We start from the raw sequence: 20,854 nt of genomic DNA, 5'->3' as shown, positions 1-20,854 counted from the left end.
AGGGGCTGCGGGCTGACGGCAGCGGCCGCTCAGCCCAGAAAGCGGCGGAACTGCCGCAGCGCCAGCCAGAACAGCGCCGCGCCGATCACCGCCAGCGCCAGCAGCTGCGGCCAGACCACCGCCAGCCCGGCGCCGCGGAACAGGATCGCCTGCGACAGGATCACGAAATGCGTGTCCGGCGCCAGCGACATGATCGCCTGGATCACCTCGGGCATGGATTCGCGCGGGGTCATGCCCCCCGACAGCACCTGCAGCGGCATCAGCACCAGCATCAGCAGCAGCGCGAATTGCGGCATGGTCCCGGCGACGGTGGCCAGGAAGATCCCCATCGAGGTGGTCGCGAACAGCATCAGCGCCGCCGCCGCCACGAACAGCGGCACCGAGCCCGCCACCGGCACCCCCAGCGCCATCTGCACCACCACCGAGATCGCGAACCCCGAGGCCAGCAGCACCACCAGCGCCATCGACCAGATCTTGGCCAGCATGATCTCGGCCGCGGTGACCGGCATCACCAGCAGATGCTCGACCGTGCCGTGTTCCTTTTCGCGGATCAGCGCCGCCCCGGTCAGGATGATCGACAGCATGGTGATCGCGTTGATGACGCTGTTGATCGCGCCGAACCAGCCCGGCTCCAGCGCCGGGTTGTAACGGGCGCGCAGCGCCAGGGCCACGGCGGGCTCGGTCACCTCGCGGTGGCCGGCGGTGAACTCGGCGATCTCGGCCGCGACGATCTGCTGGACATAGCCGCTGCCGGTGAAGGCCTGCGTCATCCGGGTCGCGTCAATGTTCAGCTGGATTTCCGGGTGGCGGTCGGCCAGCAGGTCGCGTTCGAAATCGGGCGGGATATGCAGGGCGAAAGTGTCCAGCCCCGCGTCCATGCGCGGGTCGATCTGGTCGGGCGAGATCATCCGCGGCGTCAGGAAATAGGGCGGCGTGAAGGCCGAGACGATGCGCCCCGACAGGGCGGACTGGTCCTCGTCCACGATGGCGATGGCGGCATCCGCCAGGGTCTCGGGCATCGACTTGGATTCGGTGTAGATCGACAGGGAAAAGGAATAGACGATCAGCAGCAGCATCACCGGCTCTCGCCACAGGCCGCGCAGCTCCTTGATGCCCAGGTTCCACAGGTTGCGCGCCCTCATTTCGCCTGTTTCCTCAGGGACAGGACGCTCAGCCCCAGGATCACCGGCACGGCGAGGCCGAGCGCCAGATAGACCATGCCGAAATCGCCGAACCCCAGCGCTTTCGAGAATGCCCCGCGCGAGGCGATGATGAACCAGGTGGTCGGGTAGATCTCGCCGATAAGGCGGCCCAGCCCCTGCAGCGAGGACACCGGGTCGATCAGCCCGGAAAACTGCCCGGCCGGGATCATGGTCAACATCACCGTGGCGAACAGCGCCGCCACCTGGCTGCGCATGAAGGTCGAGATCAGCAGCCCCAGCCCGGTCGCCGCCACCAGATACAGCAGCGCGGCCAGGCTCAGCGCGGTCAGGCTGCCGGTGAAGGGCACACGGAAGGCAAAGACCGCAAACGCCATCAGCAGCGCAAAGTTCACCGCCCCGGCCAGCAGATAGGGCAGTTGCTTGCCCAGCAGGAACTCCAGCCGGGTGACCGGGGTGACGTAGAAATTGATGATCGAGCCCAGTTCCTTTTCGCGCACCACGCTCAGCGTGGTCAGCACCGCCGGGATCATCAGCAGCAGCATCGGGATCACCGCGGGAACCATCGCGATGATGCTTTTCACGTCGGGGTTGTAGCGAAAGCGCGGGACCAGCTCGAATTGGCCCCGGATCGCCTCGTCGCCGTACTGGCGCCGGGCCATGCGCGTCAGCCAGTCGGCGTGCATTCCCTGCACATAGCCCTCGACCGTGCCGGCGCGGGCGGGGGCGGCGCCGTCGATCCAGGCACCGATCTGCACCGGGGCGCCGCGGGCCACGTCGCGGGCAAAGCCGGGCGGGATCTCGATCGCCAGGCTCAGCTCGCCGCTTTGCATCCGCGCGTCCAGCTCGTCATAGCTTTCGAGGGCCGGGCGCTCGATGAAATAGCGCGAGCCGGCGATGTCGGCGATATAGTCGCGGCTGGTCGAGGTCCGGTCGCGGTCCAGCACCGCAAAGGTCAGGTCGCGCACGTCCATGTTGATGCCGTAGCCGATCACGAACATCAGGATCAGGCTGCCCAGCATCGCCATGGTCATGCGGATCGGGTCGCGGCGCAGCTGCAGCATTTCCAGCTGCGAATAGCTGAGCATCCGGCGCAGGCTGAACGGTGCCCGTCCGCGCGGCGGGCGCGGGGGCGCGGCGGCGGGCAGGCTGGCGGCGGTGGGGCCGTCCGACACCGCGCTTTCGGGGGAGGCGTCGGCGGCGATCGCCTCTTGCAGATAGGCGATGAAGGCGTCGTCCAGCGTGGCCGCGCCCTTGCTTTCGCGGATCGCCGCGGCGGTGTCGCTGACCAGCACCCGCCCCGCGTGCATCAGCGAGATGCGGTCGCACCACTCCGCCTCGTTCATGAAATGGGTCGAGACGAAGATCGTCACCCCGTCCTCGCGCGACAGCTCGCCCAGCATCCGCCAGAACCCGTCCCGCGCCACCGGATCGACGCCCGAGGTCGGCTCGTCCAGGATCAGGATCTCGGGGCCGTGGATCATCGCCACCGCCAGCGACAGCCGCTGGCGCACCCCCAGCGGCAGCGCCTCGGGCAGGTCGCCCGCGCAGCCCCCCAGCCCGAAGCGGTCCAGCATCTGCGCCACCCGCCCGGCAATCTGCCCGGGCGCCATCCCGAACAGCCGCGCGTGCAGTTCCAGGTTCTGCCGCACCGTCAGTTCGGAATAGAGCGAGAACGACTGGCTCATGAACCCCACGCGCCGGCGCAGCCCCATGTCGTCGTGGTCGAGTTTCTGCCCGAACAGCCGGGCCGTGCCCTCGCTGGGTTCCAGCAGCCCGGTCAGCATCTTCATCACCGTGGTCTTGCCGCAGCCGTTCGAGCCGAGAAAGCCGAAGATCTCGCCCTTGCCGATGCGGAAGCTGACGTCGTGGACGGCGGTGAAATCGCCGAAGCGCTTGGTGAGGTGCTGCGCCTCGATGGCGATCTCGGCGCTGGCGGGGCGCGGCGGGATCGCCACCGGCTGGTGGCCGCGGCGCGCGGTGTCCGGCAGCAGCGCGACGAAGGCCGCGTCCAGGTCGGGGGCGCCGGTGCGCGCCAGCAGCTCGGAGGGCGTGCCGGTCGCCAGCACCCGCCCGGCCTCCATCGCCACCAGCCAGTCGAAGCCGGCGGCTTCCTCCATATAGGCGGTGGCGGTGATCACGCTCATCCCCGGGCGGTCGCGGCGGATGCGGTCGATCAGCTCCCAGAACTGGCGGCGGGACAGCGGGTCGACGCCGGTGGTCGGCTCGTCGAGGATCAGCAGCTCGGGGTCGTGGATCAGCGCGCAGCACAGCCCCAGCTTCTGCTTCATCCCGCCCGAGAGTTTCGCGGCCGGACGGTCGCGGAACGGCGACATGCCCGTCGCCGCCAGCAGCGTGTCGATGCGGCGCTCGCGCTCGGCGGTGCGGTGGCCGAACAGCCGGCCAAAGAAATGCAAGTTCTCTGCCACCGACAGCGTGGGATAGAGGTTCCGCCCCAGCCCCTGCGGCATATAGGCGATCTGCGGGCAGACGCGGGCGCGATGCGCCGCAGTCGCCATATCGCCGCCCAGCACCTCGACGCGCCCGCTCTGCATCTGGCGCGCGCCCGCGATCAGCGACAGCAGCGTGGATTTGCCCACCCCGTCCGGGCCGATCAGCCCCACCATCCGCCCGGCCGGAATCTGCAGCGAGACCTCGGCCAGCGCCTCGGTGCGGCCATAGCGGTGCGTCACCGCCTCGATCCGCACGACCGGGGCGGGCCCCTGCGGCCCGTCGCTCTGCGCCCCCGGCTGCGAGCGGTCGCCGCTCATTGCACCAGGTTCGACAGCGATTCCGGCCAGTCGACCGCGGGGTCGATGCGGACATAGGCCACGCCCGGCAGCCCGGTCTTGACGTAATTGGCGTATTTCTGCAGCAGCTCGGGATCGACGCGGGCGCGCACCCGGAACATCAGCTTTTCGCGTTCCTCGGCGGTCTCGACCGTGCGCGGGGTGAATTGCGCCACATCGGCGACATAGGACACCTGCGCCGGGATCACGTAGCCGGGGGCGGCGTCCATCACCAGCCGCACCTCGGTCCCGACCTCGACCAGCCCGGCCTGCGAGGTGGGCAGAAAGAAGGTCATGTAGACATCACCCAGATCGACCAGGTTCAGGATGCGCCCGCCGGGGGCCACGATTTCGCCCTCTTGCGCGATGCGATACTGCACCCGCCCGTCGCGGGGCGAGGTCAGCGTGGCATCCGCGATCAGCACCTCGATCGAATCGATGGCGGCCTCGGCGGCGTCCACCGCGGCCTCGGCATCGACCACCTGCGCCCGGGCGGTGCCGATCGCGGCCTCGGCCGCTGCCAGCCCGGCCTCGGCCGAGGCCAGCGCCGCCAGCGCCTCGCGCGCGGCCGCGCGCACGTCGTCCAGCACCTGCTGCGAGGCGACGTTGCTGCGCGCCAGGCTTTCGGTGCGCGCCAGCCGCGCCTCGGCCGCGTCGGCACCGGCGCGGGCCTGTTCGACCGCGGCACCGGCGGCCTTGTGCTGGGCCTCGGCCTGCACCACCAGGCTTTCGGCGGTCTGGACCCCGATCCGCGCCCGGCGCAGCTGCGCCTCGGCCTGCAGCTTCTGCGCGTCCAGCTGGCGCAGGTCCATCTGCACCAGCGGCTGGCCCCTGGTCACGAACTCGCCCTCGTCCACGCGGATGCTGGCGATGCGCCCGGCCGACAGCGCCGAGATATCGACCTCGGTCGCCTCGATGCGGCCGTTGCCCGAGGCGATGCCGGCGGGCTGGCCGTTCCCCGACAGGTTCTGGAAGGCAAGGACCCCGACGACCGCCATCATGACCAGCGCGGCCGCCACACTCCACCAGGATCGAATGATGCTCATCAAGGCCTCGAATCGTGTCGCGCCACGATCTTAGCGGCTGCGGCGCCGGAACACCCGGCGCAAAATGCCACGGAACCGGCCGCGGTGCCCGTGCCGGGGCAGTGGCGGCTTGACCCCGGGCGCGCGGCGCGGTGAAACCGGCCGCCACCACCGCTGCCCGGATGCCCGCATGACCCTGACCGTTGCCATCGAAACCCCGCTTGCCCCCGATCTGGACCTGCTGTTCGCCCGCCATGTCGAGGCGATGCATTCCGACACGCCCCCCGAATCGATCCACATGCTGCCGCGCGAGGATCTGGCGGTGCCGGGCATCGACTTTCTGGTGCTGCGCGACGGGCAGGGGACCGCGGTCGCCATGGGCGCGATCAAGCGCATCGACGCGAACCATGGCGAGCTGAAATCCATGCATGTGCTGGCCGAGCGCCGCGGCGAGGGGCTGTCGCGGGCGATGCTGTCGGCGCTGGTCGAGCAGGCGCGGGCGCGGGGGTTTCGGCGGCTGTCGCTGGAAACCGGGGTGCAGCCCAGCTTTCAGGCGGCGCGCGCGCTGTACGCGGGCTGGGGGTTCACCGAATGCGGCCCGTTCGAGGGCTATGGTCCCGACCCCAACAGCCTGTTCATGACGCTGGCGCTCTAGGGTTGCGGCTTGCCTCGGCCCCGGCTTTGCCGCATGACTGCGCGCGTCATGCCACGGCGACGGCCCCGTAGCTCAACTGGATAGAGCAGGGACCTTCTAAGTCCAAGGTTGGGGGTTCGATTCCTCCCGGGGTCGCCAGTTCCGCAGCCACGAAAAAGCCCGGCGCACGCGCCGGGCTTTCGTCGTTTCCGGGGATGGGGCGGGTTATTCCTGCTGCCCCATGAAGCTGAGCAGGAACTGGAACAGGTTGAGGAAGTCCAGATACAGCGTCAGCGCGCCCATGATCGCCGACTTGCCCAGGAAATCCGGGTCGGAGTTGGCCAGTTCCAGATAGGTGTTCTTGATGTTCTGGGTGTCATAGGCGGTCAGCCCGGCAAAGATCAGCACCCCGATCGCCGAGATCGCCAGCTGCACCAGCCCCGAGCCGACGAAGATGTTGACGATCATCGCCACGATCAGCCCGACCAGGCCGATCATCATGAACCGGCCCATCGCCGACAGGTCGCGCTGGGTGGTGTAGCCGTAAAGCGACAGCGCCGCGAAGCCCGCCGCGGTGGCGACAAAGGTCGCCGCGATCGAGCTGCCGGTATAGCGCAGGAAGATCGAGCTGATCGACGCCCCCATCACCGCCGAGAACGCATAGAACAGCATGGTGACCGCCTGCGTCGACAGCCGCTGGATCGCGGCGCCGAAGGCAAAGACCATCACCAGCGGCAAGAACAGGATCACCCAGCGCAGCGGGGTGGTGTAGACCAGCCGCCCGAACTCGGTCCAGGCGCCGGGACCGCCGGCCATCTGCGCAAAGCTCCAGGCCACGACGGCGGTGACCAGCATCCCTGCGGTCATCAGCCCGTAGACCTTGTTCATGTAGGCCCGCAGGCCCTCGTCATAGACCGCAGCACGCTGGGCCGTCGTGGCCGGGCGGCGGATCGTGTTGAAATCGGTCATGGTATTCCCTCTTGGACCGGCCCGCTGCCAGATACGGGCTTTCGTGCCCGGAAATATCGGGGCTTCGCATCGGATTATCAACCGCTTCCGCCCCGCGGCGGGGCGTTTTTTGCCCGCGGCTGACGGGTTGTTGACCGGCGGGGCGCGGGCAGGGCGGCGCGGGACGGCCTAGTCGCCGCGCGCGGCCTCTTCGCTCATGGTCAGGATCACCTTGCCGACCGCCTTGCGGCTGCGCAGCAGCGCATAGGCCTCGGCGGCGCGGTCGAGCGGCAGTACCGCGGCGGCGGTGGGGCGCAGCCGGCCTTCCTCATACATCCGCAGCAGGTCGGCCATGCTTTCCTGCAACGCCGCCGGGTCGAGCTGGCGATAGCCGCCCCAGTAGAAGCCGTGGATCGAGATGTTCTTGACCAGCGCATGGTTCAGCGGCAGCGCCGGCGGCTGCCCGGCGGCAAAGCCGATCAGCAGATGCCGCCCGCCCGGCTTCAGCGCGCGAAAGGCGGCGGCGCCGGGCGCATCGCCAAGCGCGTCATAGACCACATCCACCCCGCCCAATGCGCGCAGGGCGCCGCGCAGGTCGTCGGTGGTGGCGCTGTCGATGGTCTCGGCCGCGCCCATGGCGCGCGCGGCGGCCAGCTTGTCCTGACCGCGGGCGACGGCGATCACCCGCGCCCCCAGCGCCGCGCCGATCTCGACCGCGGTCAGCCCGACGCCGCCGCCGGCGCCCAGCACCGCCAGCGCTTCTCCCGCCGCCAGCCGCGCCGGGCCGGTCAGCGCCAGATGGCTGGTGCCATAGGCGATCTGGAAGCCGGCGGCGTCGCGCCAGGACATGCGGTCGGAGATCGGGGTGCAGCACGCGGCGGCAAAGATCCCGCGGTCGGCCAGCGTGCCCTGCGCCGACACCGCCACCCGCGTGCCAGGGGCCAGCAGGGCGCCCGGGCCCGCGGCCTCGACCACGCCCGCGCCCTCGAGCCCGGCGATGAAGGGAAACGGCGGGGTGTCCTGATAGCGTCCCTCGGCCATCAGCAGATCGGCGAAGTTCAGCGCCGCCGCGTGCAGCCGCACCCGCAGCTGCCCCGCGCCCGGCTGCGGCTGCCCGGCATGGGAGAGCCGCGGACCCTCGCCCGCCGCGTCGATCGAGATGATTCGGTCCATGGTCGTCCCCGTTCCTCGCCCTGTCGCGCCATCTTCTGCGCCAACTGCCCGGTAACCGTCAAACCGACCTGTCTTTTTCGTCAGAAAGCCCTGCATTTACCGTGTTTCTTCTCGCCCAGGATGATGGGGCGCGCTAATGCCCCGTCAGGTTGAGTAAGGGGTTTAACGATGAAACATCATGTCGATGTGCACGTCGGGCAGCGAATCCGTCAGCGGCGTTGGGCGATCGGCATGACCCAACAGCAGCTGGCCGATGCTGTCGGCATCAAGTTCCAGCAGATCCAGAAATACGAGACCGGGATGAACCGGGTCTCGGCCTCGCGGCTGTGGGACATTGCGGTGGCGATGCAGGTGCCGGTGGCGTATTTCTTTGAAGGGCTGGGCGAGCAGCCGCAGCCCGAAGAGCTGGACCCGCTGGCCGCGAAAGAGGCGCTGCAGCTGGTGCGCGCCTATTACTCGATCCCCGAGGCGCAGCGCCGCCAGCTGTTCGAACTGGCGCGGGTGCTGTCCGAGGCGGCCTGACGCGGCTGGCACCCGGGGCGCGGCGGCGCTAGTCTGGCTGCGGATATTCGCAGCCGGGGGCCGACCATGCAGATTTCGCAACCGGAACAGGTCGGCGGCCCGCAGGCGGCGCGGCTGGACCCGGCGGAACTGGCCGCGATCCGCGCCACCGCCGCGGCGCTGGCCGATGCCGCCAGGGTGGAAACGCTGCGCCATTTCCGCCGCCGCGACCTGCCCACCGACAACAAGTCCGGCGCGGGCTTCGACCCGGTGACCGAGGCCGACCGCGGCGCCGAGCGGATCATGCGCGAGATCCTGGCCCGGCAGCGCCCGGACGACGCCATCCTGGGCGAGGAATACGGCCACCAGCCCGGGCGCAGCGGGCTGACCTGGGTGCTGGATCCGGTGGACGGCACCCGCTCTTTCATGTGCGGGGCGCCGACCTGGGGGGTGCTGATCGGGGTGACCGATGCGCGCGGGCCGCTTTACGGGCTGATCGACCAGCCCTGGACCGGCGAGCGGTTCGAGGGCGGCGGCGGCCACGCAATTCTGACCGCGCCGCAGGGGGACAGCGCGCTTGCCGTGCGCCGCGACGTGGCGCTGGCCGGGGCGACGCTGCTGACCACCTATCCTGACGTGGGCACCGAGCTCGAAACCGCCGCCTTTCGCCGCCTGTCGGCGCAGGTGCGGCTGACCCGCTACGGGCTTGACTGCTATGCCTATGCGCTGCTGGCGCTGGGGCAGGTGGATCTGGTGGTCGAGGCCGGGTTGCAGCCCCATGACATCGTGGCCCCGATCGCGGTGATCGAGGCCGCGGGCGGCATCGTCACCGACTGGCAGGGCGGCCCCGCCCATCACGGCGGGCAGGTGATCGCCGCCGCCACCCCCGCGCTGCACCGGGCGGCGCTGGCGCTGCTGGCGGGCTGATCGCCGCCGCCACCTGCCCGGCAGGCACGCTTGCGGTTGCCGCACGGCGGCGGCGGGCATAATGTCGCGGCGCAGCAATCCCCTTTGGCAGCAAGGCAGGTGACCCATGTCCGAAATCCGCACCGACCCCGATGGAACCGCCGACGACCCGGTTCCCGGCCATGGTCTGGTTGCGGAAATCGCGGAAGCGGTCGATGCCAATGACGCCGCGCGGCTGAACGCGCTGCTCGAGCCGGTCCACGGCGCCGACATCGCCGACCTGATCGAGCAGCTGACCCCGCAGCGCCGCGCCCGCTTCGTGCGGCTGTATTCCGGCGAGTTCGACGCCGAGATCCTGGCCGAGATCGACGAATCGATCCGCGAGCAGGTGATCGAGCAGCTGCCCGCCGAGGTGCTGGCCGAGGCCGTCCGCGACATGGACAGCGACGATGTCGTCGATCTGGTCGAGGATCTGGAAGGCCCGGAGCGCGAGGTCGTGCTGGCCGCGCTGGACGAATCGGACCGGATCGCGGTCGAGCAGTCGCTGAACTATCCCGAACATTCCGCCGGGCGGCTGATGCAGTCCGAGGTGGTGACCGCCCCCGAGCACTGGACCGTGGGCGAGACCATCGACTTTCTGCGCGCCGAGGACTGGCTGCCCGACCAGTTCTATCACGTGGTGCTGGTCGATCCCAAGCGCCACCCGGTCGGCCATGTCACGCTGGGGCGGCTGCTGTCCTCGCAGCGCGGCATCAGGCTGGCCGACATCACCGAGGACAGTTTCCGCACCATCGGCGTGCTCGAGGATGAAGGCGACGTGGCCTATGTCTTCAACCAGTATCACCTGATCTCGGCGCCGGTGGTCGATGCCGACGGGCGGCTGGTCGGGGTGATCACCATCGACGACGCCATGAACGTGCTGGACGAGGAACACGAAGAGGACGTGCTGCGCCTGGCCGGGGTCGGCGAGGACAGCCACGTCAGCGACACCGCCATGCAGACCGCGCGCCAGCGCCTGCCGTGGCTGGTGGCCAATCTGTTCACTGCCTCGCTGTCCGCCATGGTGATCTCGATGTTCGAGAACACCATCGCGGCGCTGGTGACGCTGGCGGCGCTGATGCCGATCGTCGCCTCGACCGGCGGCATCGCCGGCACGCAGTCGCTGGCGGTGGCGGTGCGCGGGCTGGCGACGCGCGACCTGAACAAGGGCAACGCCCGCCGCGTGGTGATCCGCGAGCTGTTCGCGGGGATGCTGAACGGGCTGGGGCTGGCGGCGCTGCTGTTCGCCGGCGGCTTCGTGCTGTTCGGCGACCCGCTGCTGGGGATGGTGCTGGCCGGGGCCATGATGATGAACCAGGTCGTCGCGGCGCTGGCCGGGGTGCTGATCCCGCTGCTGCTGCGCCGGCTGGGGCTGGACCCGGCGCTGGCCTCAGGCACCTTTGTCACCACGCTGACCGATGTGATGGGGTTCTTCGTGTTCCTGGGCCTGGCGACTTGGGTCCTGCTGTGAGCGGGGCCGGGGCCGGGGCCGAGGCCGAGCGCGCGGCCGTCAAGGCCGCGTTGCGCCGTGCGGCGCTGGCCGCGCGGGCGGCTGGGGGCGATCAGGCGGCGCTGGACCGCAACCTGCGCGCGGCGCTGGCTCCGCACGCCGGGCAGGTGCTGTCGGGCTACTGGCCGATGAAGGGAGAGCCCGATCCCCGCCCCGCGATGGGGGTGCATGACGGGCCGCTGTGCCTGCCGGTGGTGCCGGGGCGCGGGGTGCCGCTGATCTTCCGCCGCTGGCAGGGCGAGGATCTCGCCCCCGGCCCGCTGGGCACCAGCCAGCCCCCCGATTCGCTGCCTGAGATCCTGCCCGAGGTGCTGATCGTGCCGATGCTGGCCTTTGATTCGGGGCTGCACCGGCTGGGCTATGGCGGCGGCTATTACGACCGCACCCTTGAAATGCTGCGCGCCATCGGGCCGGTGACCGCCATCGGCCTGGCCTGGCAGGTGCAGCGCGTCGATTCCCTGCCGGTCGGGCCCTTCGACCAGCGGCTGGACCTGCTGGTCACCGACACGGAAATCCTGCGCCCCGAACTGTGACACTGCTGCGACAGCCCCCGGCCATGGTGCAGATGCGCCGGGCCGGGCGGGGCCGGGACAGCCGCGCGCGCGACTCTGGGGACAGGCTGTGGAAAACCCCTGAGCAGCCCGGCGCAAGCTGTGGCGGGCATTGCGGAAATCCGCCCCGGCGCCAATTCCGCCGCCGGTTTTCGGCACCCGCCCGCCGGCCCGGGCCGGATCAGCGATCCCCGCGATGTCAACTGGAACGTGCAGGGATCGGGGAAAATAAAATGCTTGAAAGCAACGAAAACACGCTGCACTTAGTGTGAGTGCGGTCCAGACACCACTAGATGTGGTGGCGGGCCAAGGCAGCAAGCAAGAGCATCGCGCCGGGCAGGTCCTCCTGCCCGTCCCCCGGGGTCATTCTCGGGGCCAAGGCGCGCGGGCAAGGGACAGCGCGGCAAGGCGGCCGCGGCAGTATAGCGGGGCAGGGACCATGAAGATCGAACGGCGCTTCACCACGGCGGAAGACGGGGCCTACGGCGGGATTTCCTTTGCCACCACCACCTCGGAAATCCGCAACCCGGACGGCACCGTGGTGTTCCGCAACGACAACGTGGAAGTCCCCGAGGGCTGGAGCCAGGTCGCATCCGACGTGATCGCGCAGAAATACTTCCGCAAGGCCGGGGTGCCCGCGCGGCTCAAGCGCGTCAAGGAAAAGGGCGTTCCCGAGTTCCTGTGGCGCTCGGTCCCCGACGAGACCGCGCTGGCGAAACTGCCCGAGGCCGAGCGCTTCGTGGGCGAGACCTCGGCCCGGCAGGTGTTCGACCGGCTGGCCGGCGCCTGGGCCTATTGGGGCTGGAAGGGCGGTTATTTCACCGCCGAATCCGACGCCAGCGCCTATTACGACGAAATGCGCCACATGCTGGCCCGCCAGATGGGCGCGCCGAACAGCCCGCAGTGGTTCAACACCGGCCTGCACTGGGCCTATGGCATCGACGGCCCGTCGCAGGGGCATTTCTACGTCGATTACCAGACCGGCGAACTGGTCAAATCCGACAGCGCCTATGAGCACCCGCAGCCGCACGCCTGTTTCATCCAGTCCGTCGCCGACGATCTGGTGAACGAGGGCGGGATCATGGACCTGTGGGTGCGCGAGGCGCGGCTGTTCAAATACGGCTCGGGCACCGGCACCAACTTTTCCAGCCTGCGCGGCGAGGGCGAGAAGCTTTCGGGCGGCGGCAAGTCCAGCGGCCTGATGGGGTTCCTGAAGATCGGCGACCGCGCGGCGGGGTCGATCAAGTCGGGCGGCACCACGCGGCGCGCCGCCAAGATGGTGATCTGCGACATGGATCACCCCGATATCGAGCAGTTCATCAACTGGAAGGTGATCGAGGAACAGAAGGTCGCCAGCCTCGTCGCCGGCTCCAAACAGCACGAAGCCAAGCTGAACGAGATCTTCGCCGCGATCCGGCAGTGGGACGGCCTGGCGGAAGCCGCGACCGACCCCGCGCAGAACGCGGCACTGAAATCCGCGATCCGCTCGGCCAAGCGCGCGATGATCCCGGAGACCTATATCAACCGGGTCCTGCAATACGCCCGGCAAGGCTTTGATTCCATCGAATTTCCGACCTACGATACCGATTGGGATTCCGAGGCCTATGCCTCGGTCTCGGGGCAGAACTCGAACAACTCGGTCCGTGTCACCGACGCCTTCCTGCGCGCCGTGCGCGAGGACGCCGATTGGGAACTGATCCGCCGCACCGACGGTAAGGTCGCCAAGACCGTCAAGGCGCGCGAGCTGTGGGACCAGATCGGCCACGCCGCCTGGGCCTGCGCAGACCCCGGCATCCAGTTCCACGACACGGTGAACGCCTGGCACACCTGCCCGGCGGACGGGCCGATCCGCGGCTCGAACCCCTGCTCGGAATACATGTTCCTGGACGACACCGCCTGCAACCTGGCGTCGATGAACCTGCTGACCTTCCTGTCGGGGGGCCGCTTCGACGCCGAATCCTATGTCCACGCCACGCGGCTGTGGACCGTCACGCTGGAAATCAGCGTGCTGATGGCGCAGTTCCCGAGCAAGGAAATCGCCCAGCGGTCCTATGATTTCCGCACGCTGGGGCTGGGCTACGCCAATATCGGCGGGCTGCTGATGAACCTTGGCCTGCCCTATGACAGCGACAAGGGCCGGGCGCTGTGCGGGGCGCTGACCGCGCTGATGACCGGCGTCTCCTATGCGACCTCGGCCGAGATGGCGGGCGAGCTGGGGCCGTTCCCCGGCTACGGGCGCAACGCCGACGCCATGCTGCGGGTGATCCGCAACCACCGCGCCGCCGCCCATGGCACCGGCGCATATGAATCGGTGAACGTCGATCCGGTGGCGCTGGACGTGGCCAATTGCCCTGACATCCGGCTGGCGCAGATGGCGCAGGCCGCCTGGGACGAGGCGCTGGCGCTGGGCGAGGAGCACGGGTTCCGCAACGCCCAGACCACGGTGATCGCGCCGACCGGCACCATCGGGCTGGTGATGGATTGCGACACCACCGGGATCGAGCCCGACTTCGCGCTGGTCAAGTTCAAGAAGCTCGCCGGCGGCGGCTATTTCAAGATCATCAACCAGTCGGTCCCCGCGGCCCTTGAAATGCTGGGCTATTCCAGCAGCCAGATCGAGGAGATCGTGGCCTATGCCGTCGGCCACGCCAGCCTTGGCAACTGCCCCGGCATCAACCACGCGGCGCTGGTCGGCCACGGTTTCGGCCCGCGCGAGCTGGAAAAGGTGGATGCGGCACTGGCCTCGGCCTTCGACATCCGCTTCGTCTTCAACCAGTGGACACTGGGCGAAGAGTTCTGCAAGGGCACGCTGGGCATCCCCGCCGACAAGCTGGCCGATCCCGGTTTCGACCTGCTGCGCCACCTGGGCTTCACCCGCGCCCAGGTCGACGCCGCCAACGACCATGTCTGCGGCACCATGACGCTGGAGGGCGCGCCCTTCCTCAAGCCCGAACATTACGCGGTGTTCGACTGCGCCAACGCCTGCGGGAAAAAAGGCACGCGCTATCTGTCGGTGGAAAGCCACATCCGCATGATGGCGGCGGCGCAAAGCTTCATCTCGGGGGCGATCTCCAAGACCATTAACATGCCGAACTCGGCCACCATCGCCGAGACCCTGGCCGCCTATGAGCTGTCCTGGTCGCTGGGGATCAAGGCCAACGCGCTTTACCGCGACGGCTCGAAACTGTCGCAGCCGCTGGCTTCGGCGCTGGTCGAGGACGACGACGAGGCCGCCGAGATCCTGGAAACCGGCAACACCCATGAAAAGGCCGCGGTGCTGGCCGAAAAGATCGTCGAGCGGATCATCGTCAAGGAAGCCGTGCGCTCGCACCGCGAGAAACTGCCGTCGCGGCGCAAGGGCTATACGCAAAAGGCGCTGATCGGCGGCCACAAGGTCTATCTGCGCACCGGCGAATACGACGACGGGTCGTTGGGCGAAATCTTCATCGACATGCACAAGGAAGGCGCGGGCTTCCGGGCGATGATGAACAATTTTGCCATCGCGGTGTCGGTGGGCCTGCAATACGGCGTGCCGCTGGAAGAGTTCGTCGACGCCTTTACCTTTACCCGCTTTGAACCGGCGGGGATGGTGCAGGGCAACGACTCGATCAAGAACGCCACCTCGATCCTCGACTACATCTTCCGCGAGCTGGCGGTCAGCTATCTGGACCGCACCGACCTGGCGCATGTGAAGCCGAACGGCGCCAGCTTCGACACGCTGGGCGGCGGCGTTCAGGAAGGGCGGCCCGAGCTGTCCCCCGCGGCCGAGGGCGTGGCCTCGAAATCGGTCGAGCTGCTGCGCCAGATCAGCTCGACCGGCTATCTGCGCAAGCGCCTGCCGCAAGAGTTGATGGTGCTGCAAGGGGGCGCCTCGACCGTAGCGGTGGCATCCGGCATGGCCGAGACGCAGGCCAGCTTTGAAATCGGCGTCGCCAGCGCCACGGTGACGCTGGACGCCCGCGCCAAGGCCCGGATGCAGGGGTATGAGGGCGACCCCTGCGGCGAATGCGGCAACTACACGCTGGTGCGCAACGGCACCTGCATGAAGTGCAACACCTGCGGCGGCACCAGCGGCTGCAGCTGACACGGAACAGGCCGGGCCACGCGCCCGGCCTTGTCGTCTCCGACCCGGAGTGGCGGGGAATCTGTCGAAGCAGATGACAACGCGGGGTGCAATCGCGGGGAGAGAGGTCGCCGTCCGGTTTTCCGGGCGGCGACGGCTTTTGCGCCCGCGCGACTGCGGCTAGGGTCGGCGGAACCGGGACAGGGACAGGGCCGGCAAACCGGCCCGGGGGACGTGAATGAACACCGATATCGAGATCGCCCGCGCCGCGCCAAAGCGCCCGATCGCAGAGATTGCGGCCAAGCTGGGGATCGGCGCGCAGGACATCCTGCCTTACGGCCATGACAAGGCCAAGATTTCCCGCGACTTCATCGCCGGGCTGTCCGGCCGACCACAGGGCAGGCTGATCCTGGTCACCGCGATCAACCCGACCCCGGCGGGCGAGGGCAAGACCACCACCACCGTGGGCCTGGGCGACGCGCTGAACCGGCTGGGCGCGTGCGCCACCATCTGCATCCGCGAGGCCAGCCTCGGCCCCAACTTCGGGATGAAGGGCGGCGCCGCCGGCGGCGGCCGCGCGCAGGTGATCCCGATGGAGGACATGAACCTGCATTTCACCGGCGATTTCCACGCCATCACCAGCGCCCACAACCTGCTGGCGGCGATGCTGGACAACCACCTGCACTGGGGCAACGCGCTGGACATCGACCCGCGCCGGATCAGCTGGCGGCGGGTGCTGGACATGAACGACCGGGTGCTGCGCGATGTGGTGCTGGGGCTGGGGCCGGGCAACGGGGTGCCGCGGGAATCGGGTTTCGACATCACCGTGGCCTCGGAAGTGATGGCGATCCTGTGCCTGGCCCGCGACCTGGCCGACCTGCAAGAGCGGCTGGGCCGCATCGTGGTGGCGCAGACCCGCGACGGTCGCCCGGTCACCGCCCGCGACCTGCAGGCGGACGGGGCGATGACCGTGCTGCTGCGCGATGCGTTGCAGCCGAATCTGGTGCAGACGCTGGAAAACAACCCGGCGCTGGTCCATGGCGGCCCCTTCGCCAATATCGCCCACGGCTGCAATTCGGTGATCGCCACCACCACCGCGCTGCATCTCTCCGACTACGTGGTGACCGAGGCCGGTTTCGGCGCCGATCTGGGGGCCGAGAAGTTCCTCAACATCAAATGCCGCAAGGCCGGACTGGCCCCGGCCGCGGTGGTGCTGGTGGCGACGGTGCGGGCGCTGAAGATGAACGGGGGCGTGGCGCGGTCCGATCTGGCGGTGGAAAACGTCGGTGCGGTGCAGGCGGGGGCGGCGAACCTCAGTCGCCATATCCGCAACCTGCGCAAGCACGGGCTGCCGCTGGTGGTCGCGATCAACCATTTCGCCACCGACACCCGGGCCGAGATCGCCGCCATCGAGGCCGCCGCCCGGGCGCTGGGGGTGCAGGCGATCACCTGCCGCCACTGGGAAATGGGCGGGGCAGGGGCCGAGGATCTGGCGCGCGAGGTGATGCGGCTGGCGCCCGAGCCGCATGAACTGCGCCTGACCTATCCCGACGACATGCCGCTGCGCGACAAGATCGAGACCATCTGCACCCGCATCTACGGCGCCGAGGGCGCAGAGTTCCCGCCCGCCGTGCTGGCGCGGCTCGACGCCTGGCAGGCGGAATACGGCCAGCTGCCGGTCTGCATGGCCAAGACCCAGTACAGTTTCTCCGCCAACCCCGACTGGCTGGGCGCGCCCGAGGGCTTCACCATCCCCGTGCGCGAGCTGCGGCTGGCCGCCGGCGCCGGCTTCGTGGTGGCGATCTGCGGCGACATCATGACCATGCCCGGCCTGCCGCGCGACCCCGCCGCCAACCGCATCCGGCTGGACGAGGCCGGCCATGTCGAGGGGCTGTTCTAGCCGTGCTGACGACGTTCGACCGCATCATCGCGGACCGCGGCTCGGTCTATGCGGTCTCGGGCGGGCCGGTGGCCGACCGCGCCGCTATCGACGCGGCGCTGGCCCAGCTGAAATCGGTGCGCCGCTTCGCCAAGGCCACCCACAACAGCTGGGCGGCTCGGTTGGAGGACGAGGCGCTCAAATCCGACGACGGCGAATCCGGCGCCGGCGCCATCATCCTGCGGATGCTGGAAACCGAGGGGCTGGACAACCACCTGATCGTGGTCACCCGCTGGTACGGCGGCAAACACCTGGGCGGCGACCGCTTCCGCCACGTGATCGCCGCAGTGCGGCATTATCTGGCGCAGCGCAGGTGACGGTAGGCCCGGAGGGATTCGAACCCCCAACCAAGGCGTTATGAGCGCCCTGCTCTGACCGTTGAGCTACGGGCCCGGCCGCCCGATGGCTGTCGCAAATGCCGCCCCTCGGGTCAAGATAAACCGGCGGGCTGCGCGTGGGCGCGATTGTCTGCGCGGGGCGGCTGGGGTATCCACGCCCGGCGATCATCTGAAGGCGGGCGACATGACGGGCGAAACCAAGGCAACCGGGCTGACCTATGCCGCGGCGGGGGTGGATATCGACGCGGGCAACGCGCTGGTCGAGCGGATCAAGCCCGCCGCCGCCGCCACCGCGCGGCCGGGGGTGATGTCGGGGCTGGGCGGTTTCGGCGCGCTGTTCGATCCGCGCGCGGCCGGCTATGCCGACCCGGTTCTGGTCGCCGCCACCGACGGCGTCGGCACCAAGCTGCGCATCGCCATCGACACCGGCGAGGTCGGCGGCGTCGGCATCGACCTGGTGGCCATGTGCGTGAACGACCTGGTCTGCCAAGGTGCCGAGCCGTTGTTCTTCCTGGATTATTTCGCCACCGGCAAGCTCGACACCGAACAGGCGGCACAGGTGATCGAGGGCATCGCCGAGGGCTGCCGCCGTTCCGGCTGCGCCCTGATCGGGGGCGAGACCGCCGAGATGCCGGGGATGTATCACGGCGGCGACTTCGATCTTGCCGGCTTCGCCGTGGGCGCGATGGAGCGTGGCGCGCATCTGCCGCAGGGGGTGGCGGCGGGCGATGTGCTGCTGGGGCTCGGCTCGGACGGGGTGCATTCCAACGGCTATTCGCTGGTCCGCAAGGTGGTCGAGCGCAGCGGGCTGGGCTGGGATGCGCCGGCGCCCTTTGCCGACGCGCCGCTGGGGCGGGCGCTGCTGACGCCCACGCGGCTTTACGTGCGCCCGCTGCTGGCGGCGCTGCGCGCGGGCGGCGTCCGCGCCGCGGCCCATATCACCGGCGGCGGCATCACCGAGAACCTGCCGCGGGTGCTGCCCGAGGGGATGGGCGCCAGCGTCGATCTGGACAGCTGGCAGCTGCCGGCGGTGTTCCGCTGGCTGGCCGAGACCGGCTGCACCCCGGCCGAGGAGATGCTCAAGACCTTCAACTGCGGCATCGGGATGATCGTCGTGGTCGCCCCGGATTGTGCCACAGCCCTGACCGAGCTGCTGCGCGAGGCGGGCGAGACCGTGGTGACGCTGGGCAAGGTCGAGGGCGCGCCGGGCGTGCGCTACACCGGCACGCTCTGATGAGCGCAGCCCCGCAAGACGCGCAGAAGCGCGTCGCGATCCTGATTTCCGGTGGCGGCTCGAACATGGTGCAGCTGGTCCGCTCGATGACCGGCGACCATCCGGCACGGGCAGTGCTGGTCGCCTCGAACGACCCGACCGCCGTGGGGCTTGCCCGCGCCGCGGCGATGGGCATCCCCACCGCCGCGGTCGATCACCGCGCCTTCGGCCGCGACCGCGCCGCGTTCGAGGCCGCGCTGCTGGAGCCGCTGCTGGCGGCGCAGCCTGACATCCTCTGCCTCGCCGGGTTCATGCGCATCCTGACCCCGGATTTCGTGGCGCGCTTCAGCGGGCGGATGCTGAACATCCACCCCTCGCTGCTGCCGAAATATCCCGGGTTGAACACCCACGCCCGTGCGCTTGCCGTGGGCGATGCGCAGGCCGGGGCCACGGTGCATCTGGTCACGCCGGAGCTCGACTGCGGCCCGATCCTCGGCCAGGCCAGCGTCCCGGTCGAACCCGGCGATACCCCGGACAGCCTCGCCGCCCGGGTGCTTACCGCCGAACACCGGCTCTACCCGCTGGTCCTGCGCCGCTTTGCCCAAGGGCAAACCGACCGCATCGACCTCTAGCCCCTTCGTCCTTGCAGAAATATCCTGCGGGGGGCGTCCGAAGGGCGGGGGGCGCAAGCCCCCCCTTCGTTCGAGCCCCTAGCGTTCCGGCAGCAGCCCGCGCGGTGCAAAGCGCAGCACCAGCAGCAGCACTACCCCCATCGCCAGGTAACGCATCTGCGGCGCGCTTTCGATCAGATGCGCGCGCAGGCCGCCCGCGGACAGCGGCGAGGTCAGCACCGCCATCGCGGCCGGGCCCCAGACCTCGGCCTTGATCCACAGGAACCAGATCAGGATCGCGCCCAGCACCGCGCCCCAGTTGTTGCCCGAGCCGCCGACGATCACCATCACCCAGATCAGGAAGGTATAGCGCAGCGGGTTGTAGCCGCCCGGCGCCATCAGCCCGTCCAGCGTCACCATCATCGCGCCCGACAGGCCGATCACCGCGCAGCCCAGCACGAACAGCTGCAGATGCCGGCGGGTCACGTCCTTGCCCATGGCGGCGGCTGCGACCTCGTTGTCGCGGATGGCGCGCATCATCCGGCCCCAGGGCGAATACAGCGCCAGTTCCGTCAGCAGGATCAGCGTCAGCACCACCGCGATGAAGATCGCGGCATAGCACAGCTTGACATAGATGCCCGAGCCGGTGGCCGCATCCATCCCCCAGCGCGCGGCGGCGGCGACGAACTCGGGGTTCGATTGCAGCGCCAGCTCGTAGGGGACGGGGCGGGGGATGCCGGTGATGTTCAGCACGCCGCGCGCCAGCCAGCCCTCGTTCTTGAGGATGGCGACGATGATCTCGCCGATGCCCAGCGTGGCGATGGCCAGATAGTCCGAGCGCAGCCCCAGCGCCACCTTGCCGATGCCCCAGGCGGCGGCCGCGGCCAGCAGCATCCCCACCGGCCAGCTCAGCACCACCGGCAGGCCGAGGCCGCCGATATTGCCGGCCTTGGCGGGGTTGTTGGCCTCGATCGCGGCGACGGCGGGGTCGAACAGCATCCGCGTCGCCACATAGCCGGCGACGACCACCAGCGTGACAACGGCGCCGCGGGACAGGCCGCGCAGCCGCTGCGCCGCGGCCCAGATCAGCACCATCGTCGCCAGCCCCGCGGCCAGCGCCAGCATCAGCCGCGGCCCGCCCGCGGCCCAGGCCCCGGCGACCTGCGGGGTCGAGATCAGCACCGGCGCCAAACCGCCCAGCCCGATGAAGCCGACGACGCCGGCGTTGAACAGCCCGCCGTAGCCCCAGATCATGTTGACCCCCAGCGCCGCCACCGCCGAGATCAGCCCCATGTTCAGCAGCGCCAGCGCGCTGTTCCAGGACCCGGAAAACATCGCGTTCGAGACGCTGCCCTCAAGCAGCAGCAGCACCGCCACCGCCAGGAACAGCAGCGGCGCGCGCAGGGGGCTTGGCCTGGCGTCGGCCTGTCGATTGCTGGACATGGTTCCCCCTT

Annotated in this window: 16 protein-coding genes and 2 tRNA genes; 11 read left to right on the top strand and 7 right to left on the bottom strand. The window is 69.4% G+C overall.

Annotated features, from left to right (window positions below):
- Positions 1 to 29: 29 nt before the first annotated feature.
- From BUB57_RS05765 to BUB57_RS05755, 3 genes are read right to left on the bottom strand one after another with little or no spacing between them, the layout of a single operon-like run.
- Complete coding sequence (locus tag BUB57_RS05765) at positions 30 to 1,142, bottom strand: ABC transporter permease (RefSeq protein WP_073063514.1); 1,113 nt, start codon at positions 1,140 to 1,142, stop codon at positions 30 to 32.
- Complete coding sequence (rbbA, locus tag BUB57_RS05760) at positions 1,139 to 3,931, bottom strand: ribosome-associated ATPase/putative transporter RbbA (protein WP_073063511.1); 2,793 nt, start codon at positions 3,929 to 3,931, stop codon at positions 1,139 to 1,141. The genes BUB57_RS05765 and rbbA overlap by 4 nt, the downstream gene beginning before the upstream one ends.
- A complete protein-coding gene (locus tag BUB57_RS05755; protein WP_073063496.1) occupies positions 3,928 to 4,995 on the bottom strand; it encodes an HlyD family secretion protein in 1,068 nt (355 codons plus the stop codon). Before BUB57_RS05755 ends, rbbA begins: the two co-directional genes overlap by 4 nt.
- Positions 4,996 to 5,164: 169 nt before the next feature.
- Here BUB57_RS05755 and BUB57_RS05750 point away from each other — a divergent pair, with 169 nt between their 5' ends.
- Both BUB57_RS05750 and BUB57_RS05745 read left to right on the top strand, forming a co-directional pair.
- Complete coding sequence (locus tag BUB57_RS05750; RefSeq protein WP_073063494.1) at positions 5,165 to 5,629, top strand: GNAT family N-acetyltransferase; 465 nt, start codon at positions 5,165 to 5,167, stop codon at positions 5,627 to 5,629.
- Positions 5,630 to 5,690: 61 nt separating this feature from the next.
- Positions 5,691 to 5,767 (top strand) — tRNA-Arg (locus BUB57_RS05745).
- A gap of 66 nt (positions 5,768 to 5,833) precedes the next feature.
- On the opposite strand, the gene BUB57_RS05740 is transcribed toward BUB57_RS05745, so the two are convergent.
- Together BUB57_RS05740 and BUB57_RS05735 are read right to left on the bottom strand one after the other, a co-directional pair.
- Entirely contained in the window at positions 5,834 to 6,577 is a 744-nt protein-coding gene (locus BUB57_RS05740) for a Bax inhibitor-1/YccA family protein (protein WP_073063491.1), read from the bottom strand.
- A gap of 168 nt (positions 6,578 to 6,745) precedes the next feature.
- On the bottom strand, positions 6,746 to 7,729 hold the full coding sequence (locus BUB57_RS05735; RefSeq protein WP_073063488.1) for an NADPH:quinone oxidoreductase family protein: 984 nt from the start codon (positions 7,727 to 7,729) through the stop codon (positions 6,746 to 6,748).
- Between the two features lie 168 nt (positions 7,730 to 7,897).
- Here BUB57_RS05735 and BUB57_RS05730 point away from each other — a divergent pair, with 168 nt between their 5' ends.
- From BUB57_RS05730 to BUB57_RS05700, 7 genes are all read left to right on the top strand, one after another.
- Positions 7,898 to 8,251 carry a helix-turn-helix domain-containing protein gene (locus BUB57_RS05730; protein WP_073063486.1) on the top strand — a complete coding sequence of 118 codons (354 nt, stop codon included), beginning with the start codon at positions 7,898 to 7,900 and terminating at the stop codon, positions 8,249 to 8,251.
- A 66-nt stretch (positions 8,252 to 8,317) separates the two neighbouring features.
- On the top strand, positions 8,318 to 9,157 hold the full coding sequence (locus BUB57_RS05725; RefSeq protein WP_073063481.1) for an inositol monophosphatase family protein: 840 nt from the start codon (positions 8,318 to 8,320) through the stop codon (positions 9,155 to 9,157).
- Positions 9,158 to 9,263: 106 nt separating this feature from the next.
- A complete protein-coding gene (gene mgtE / locus BUB57_RS05720) occupies positions 9,264 to 10,646 on the top strand; it encodes a magnesium transporter (RefSeq protein WP_073063477.1) in 1,383 nt (460 codons plus the stop codon).
- A complete protein-coding gene (locus tag BUB57_RS05715) occupies positions 10,643 to 11,218 on the top strand; it encodes a 5-formyltetrahydrofolate cyclo-ligase (RefSeq protein ID WP_073063474.1) in 576 nt (191 codons plus the stop codon). Before mgtE ends, BUB57_RS05715 begins: the two co-directional genes overlap by 4 nt.
- 457 nt (positions 11,219 to 11,675) lie before the next feature.
- Positions 11,676 to 15,320 (top strand): vitamin B12-dependent ribonucleotide reductase, encoded by a 3,645-nt coding sequence (locus tag BUB57_RS05710; RefSeq protein ID WP_073063471.1) that lies wholly within the window; start codon positions 11,676 to 11,678, stop codon positions 15,318 to 15,320.
- Between the two features lie 217 nt (positions 15,321 to 15,537).
- Positions 15,538 to 17,199 (top strand): formate--tetrahydrofolate ligase, encoded by a 1,662-nt coding sequence (locus BUB57_RS05705; RefSeq protein WP_073063468.1) that lies wholly within the window; start codon positions 15,538 to 15,540, stop codon positions 17,197 to 17,199.
- A gap of 5 nt (positions 17,200 to 17,204) precedes the next feature.
- Positions 17,205 to 17,555 carry a YigZ family protein gene (locus tag BUB57_RS05700; RefSeq protein ID WP_143159636.1) on the top strand — a complete coding sequence of 117 codons (351 nt, stop codon included), beginning with the start codon at positions 17,205 to 17,207 and terminating at the stop codon, positions 17,553 to 17,555.
- A gap of 3 nt (positions 17,556 to 17,558) precedes the next feature.
- Here the strand turns inward: BUB57_RS05700 and BUB57_RS05695 are convergent.
- Positions 17,559 to 17,631, bottom strand: a tRNA-Ile gene (locus BUB57_RS05695).
- Between the two features lie 129 nt (positions 17,632 to 17,760).
- Between BUB57_RS05695 and purM the strand changes: the two genes are divergently transcribed.
- Both purM and purN read left to right on the top strand, forming a co-directional pair.
- Positions 17,761 to 18,810, top strand: a complete 1,050-nt coding sequence (purM, locus tag BUB57_RS05690; protein ID WP_073063466.1) for a phosphoribosylformylglycinamidine cyclo-ligase — start codon at positions 17,761 to 17,763, stop codon at positions 18,808 to 18,810.
- The gene (purN, locus tag BUB57_RS05685; RefSeq protein WP_073063463.1) at positions 18,810 to 19,421 is read left to right on the top strand and encodes a phosphoribosylglycinamide formyltransferase; all 612 of its coding nucleotides are present in this window, start codon (positions 18,810 to 18,812) and stop codon (positions 19,419 to 19,421) included. The genes purM and purN overlap by 1 nt, the downstream gene beginning before the upstream one ends.
- A gap of 78 nt (positions 19,422 to 19,499) precedes the next feature.
- Here the strand turns inward: purN and BUB57_RS05680 are convergent, their stop codons facing one another.
- On the bottom strand, positions 19,500 to 20,843 hold the full coding sequence (locus BUB57_RS05680; protein WP_073063460.1) for a branched-chain amino acid ABC transporter permease: 1,344 nt from the start codon (positions 20,841 to 20,843) through the stop codon (positions 19,500 to 19,502).
- Positions 20,844 to 20,854: the final 11 nt, after the last annotated feature.

This window comes from Paracoccus solventivorans (genome assembly GCF_900142875.1).
GTDB classification, from domain to species: domain Bacteria; phylum Pseudomonadota; class Alphaproteobacteria; order Rhodobacterales; family Rhodobacteraceae; genus Paracoccus; species Paracoccus solventivorans.
The sequence above is the reverse complement of the archived record's forward strand: the minus strand, read 5'-3'. Positions and strand labels throughout refer to the sequence as shown.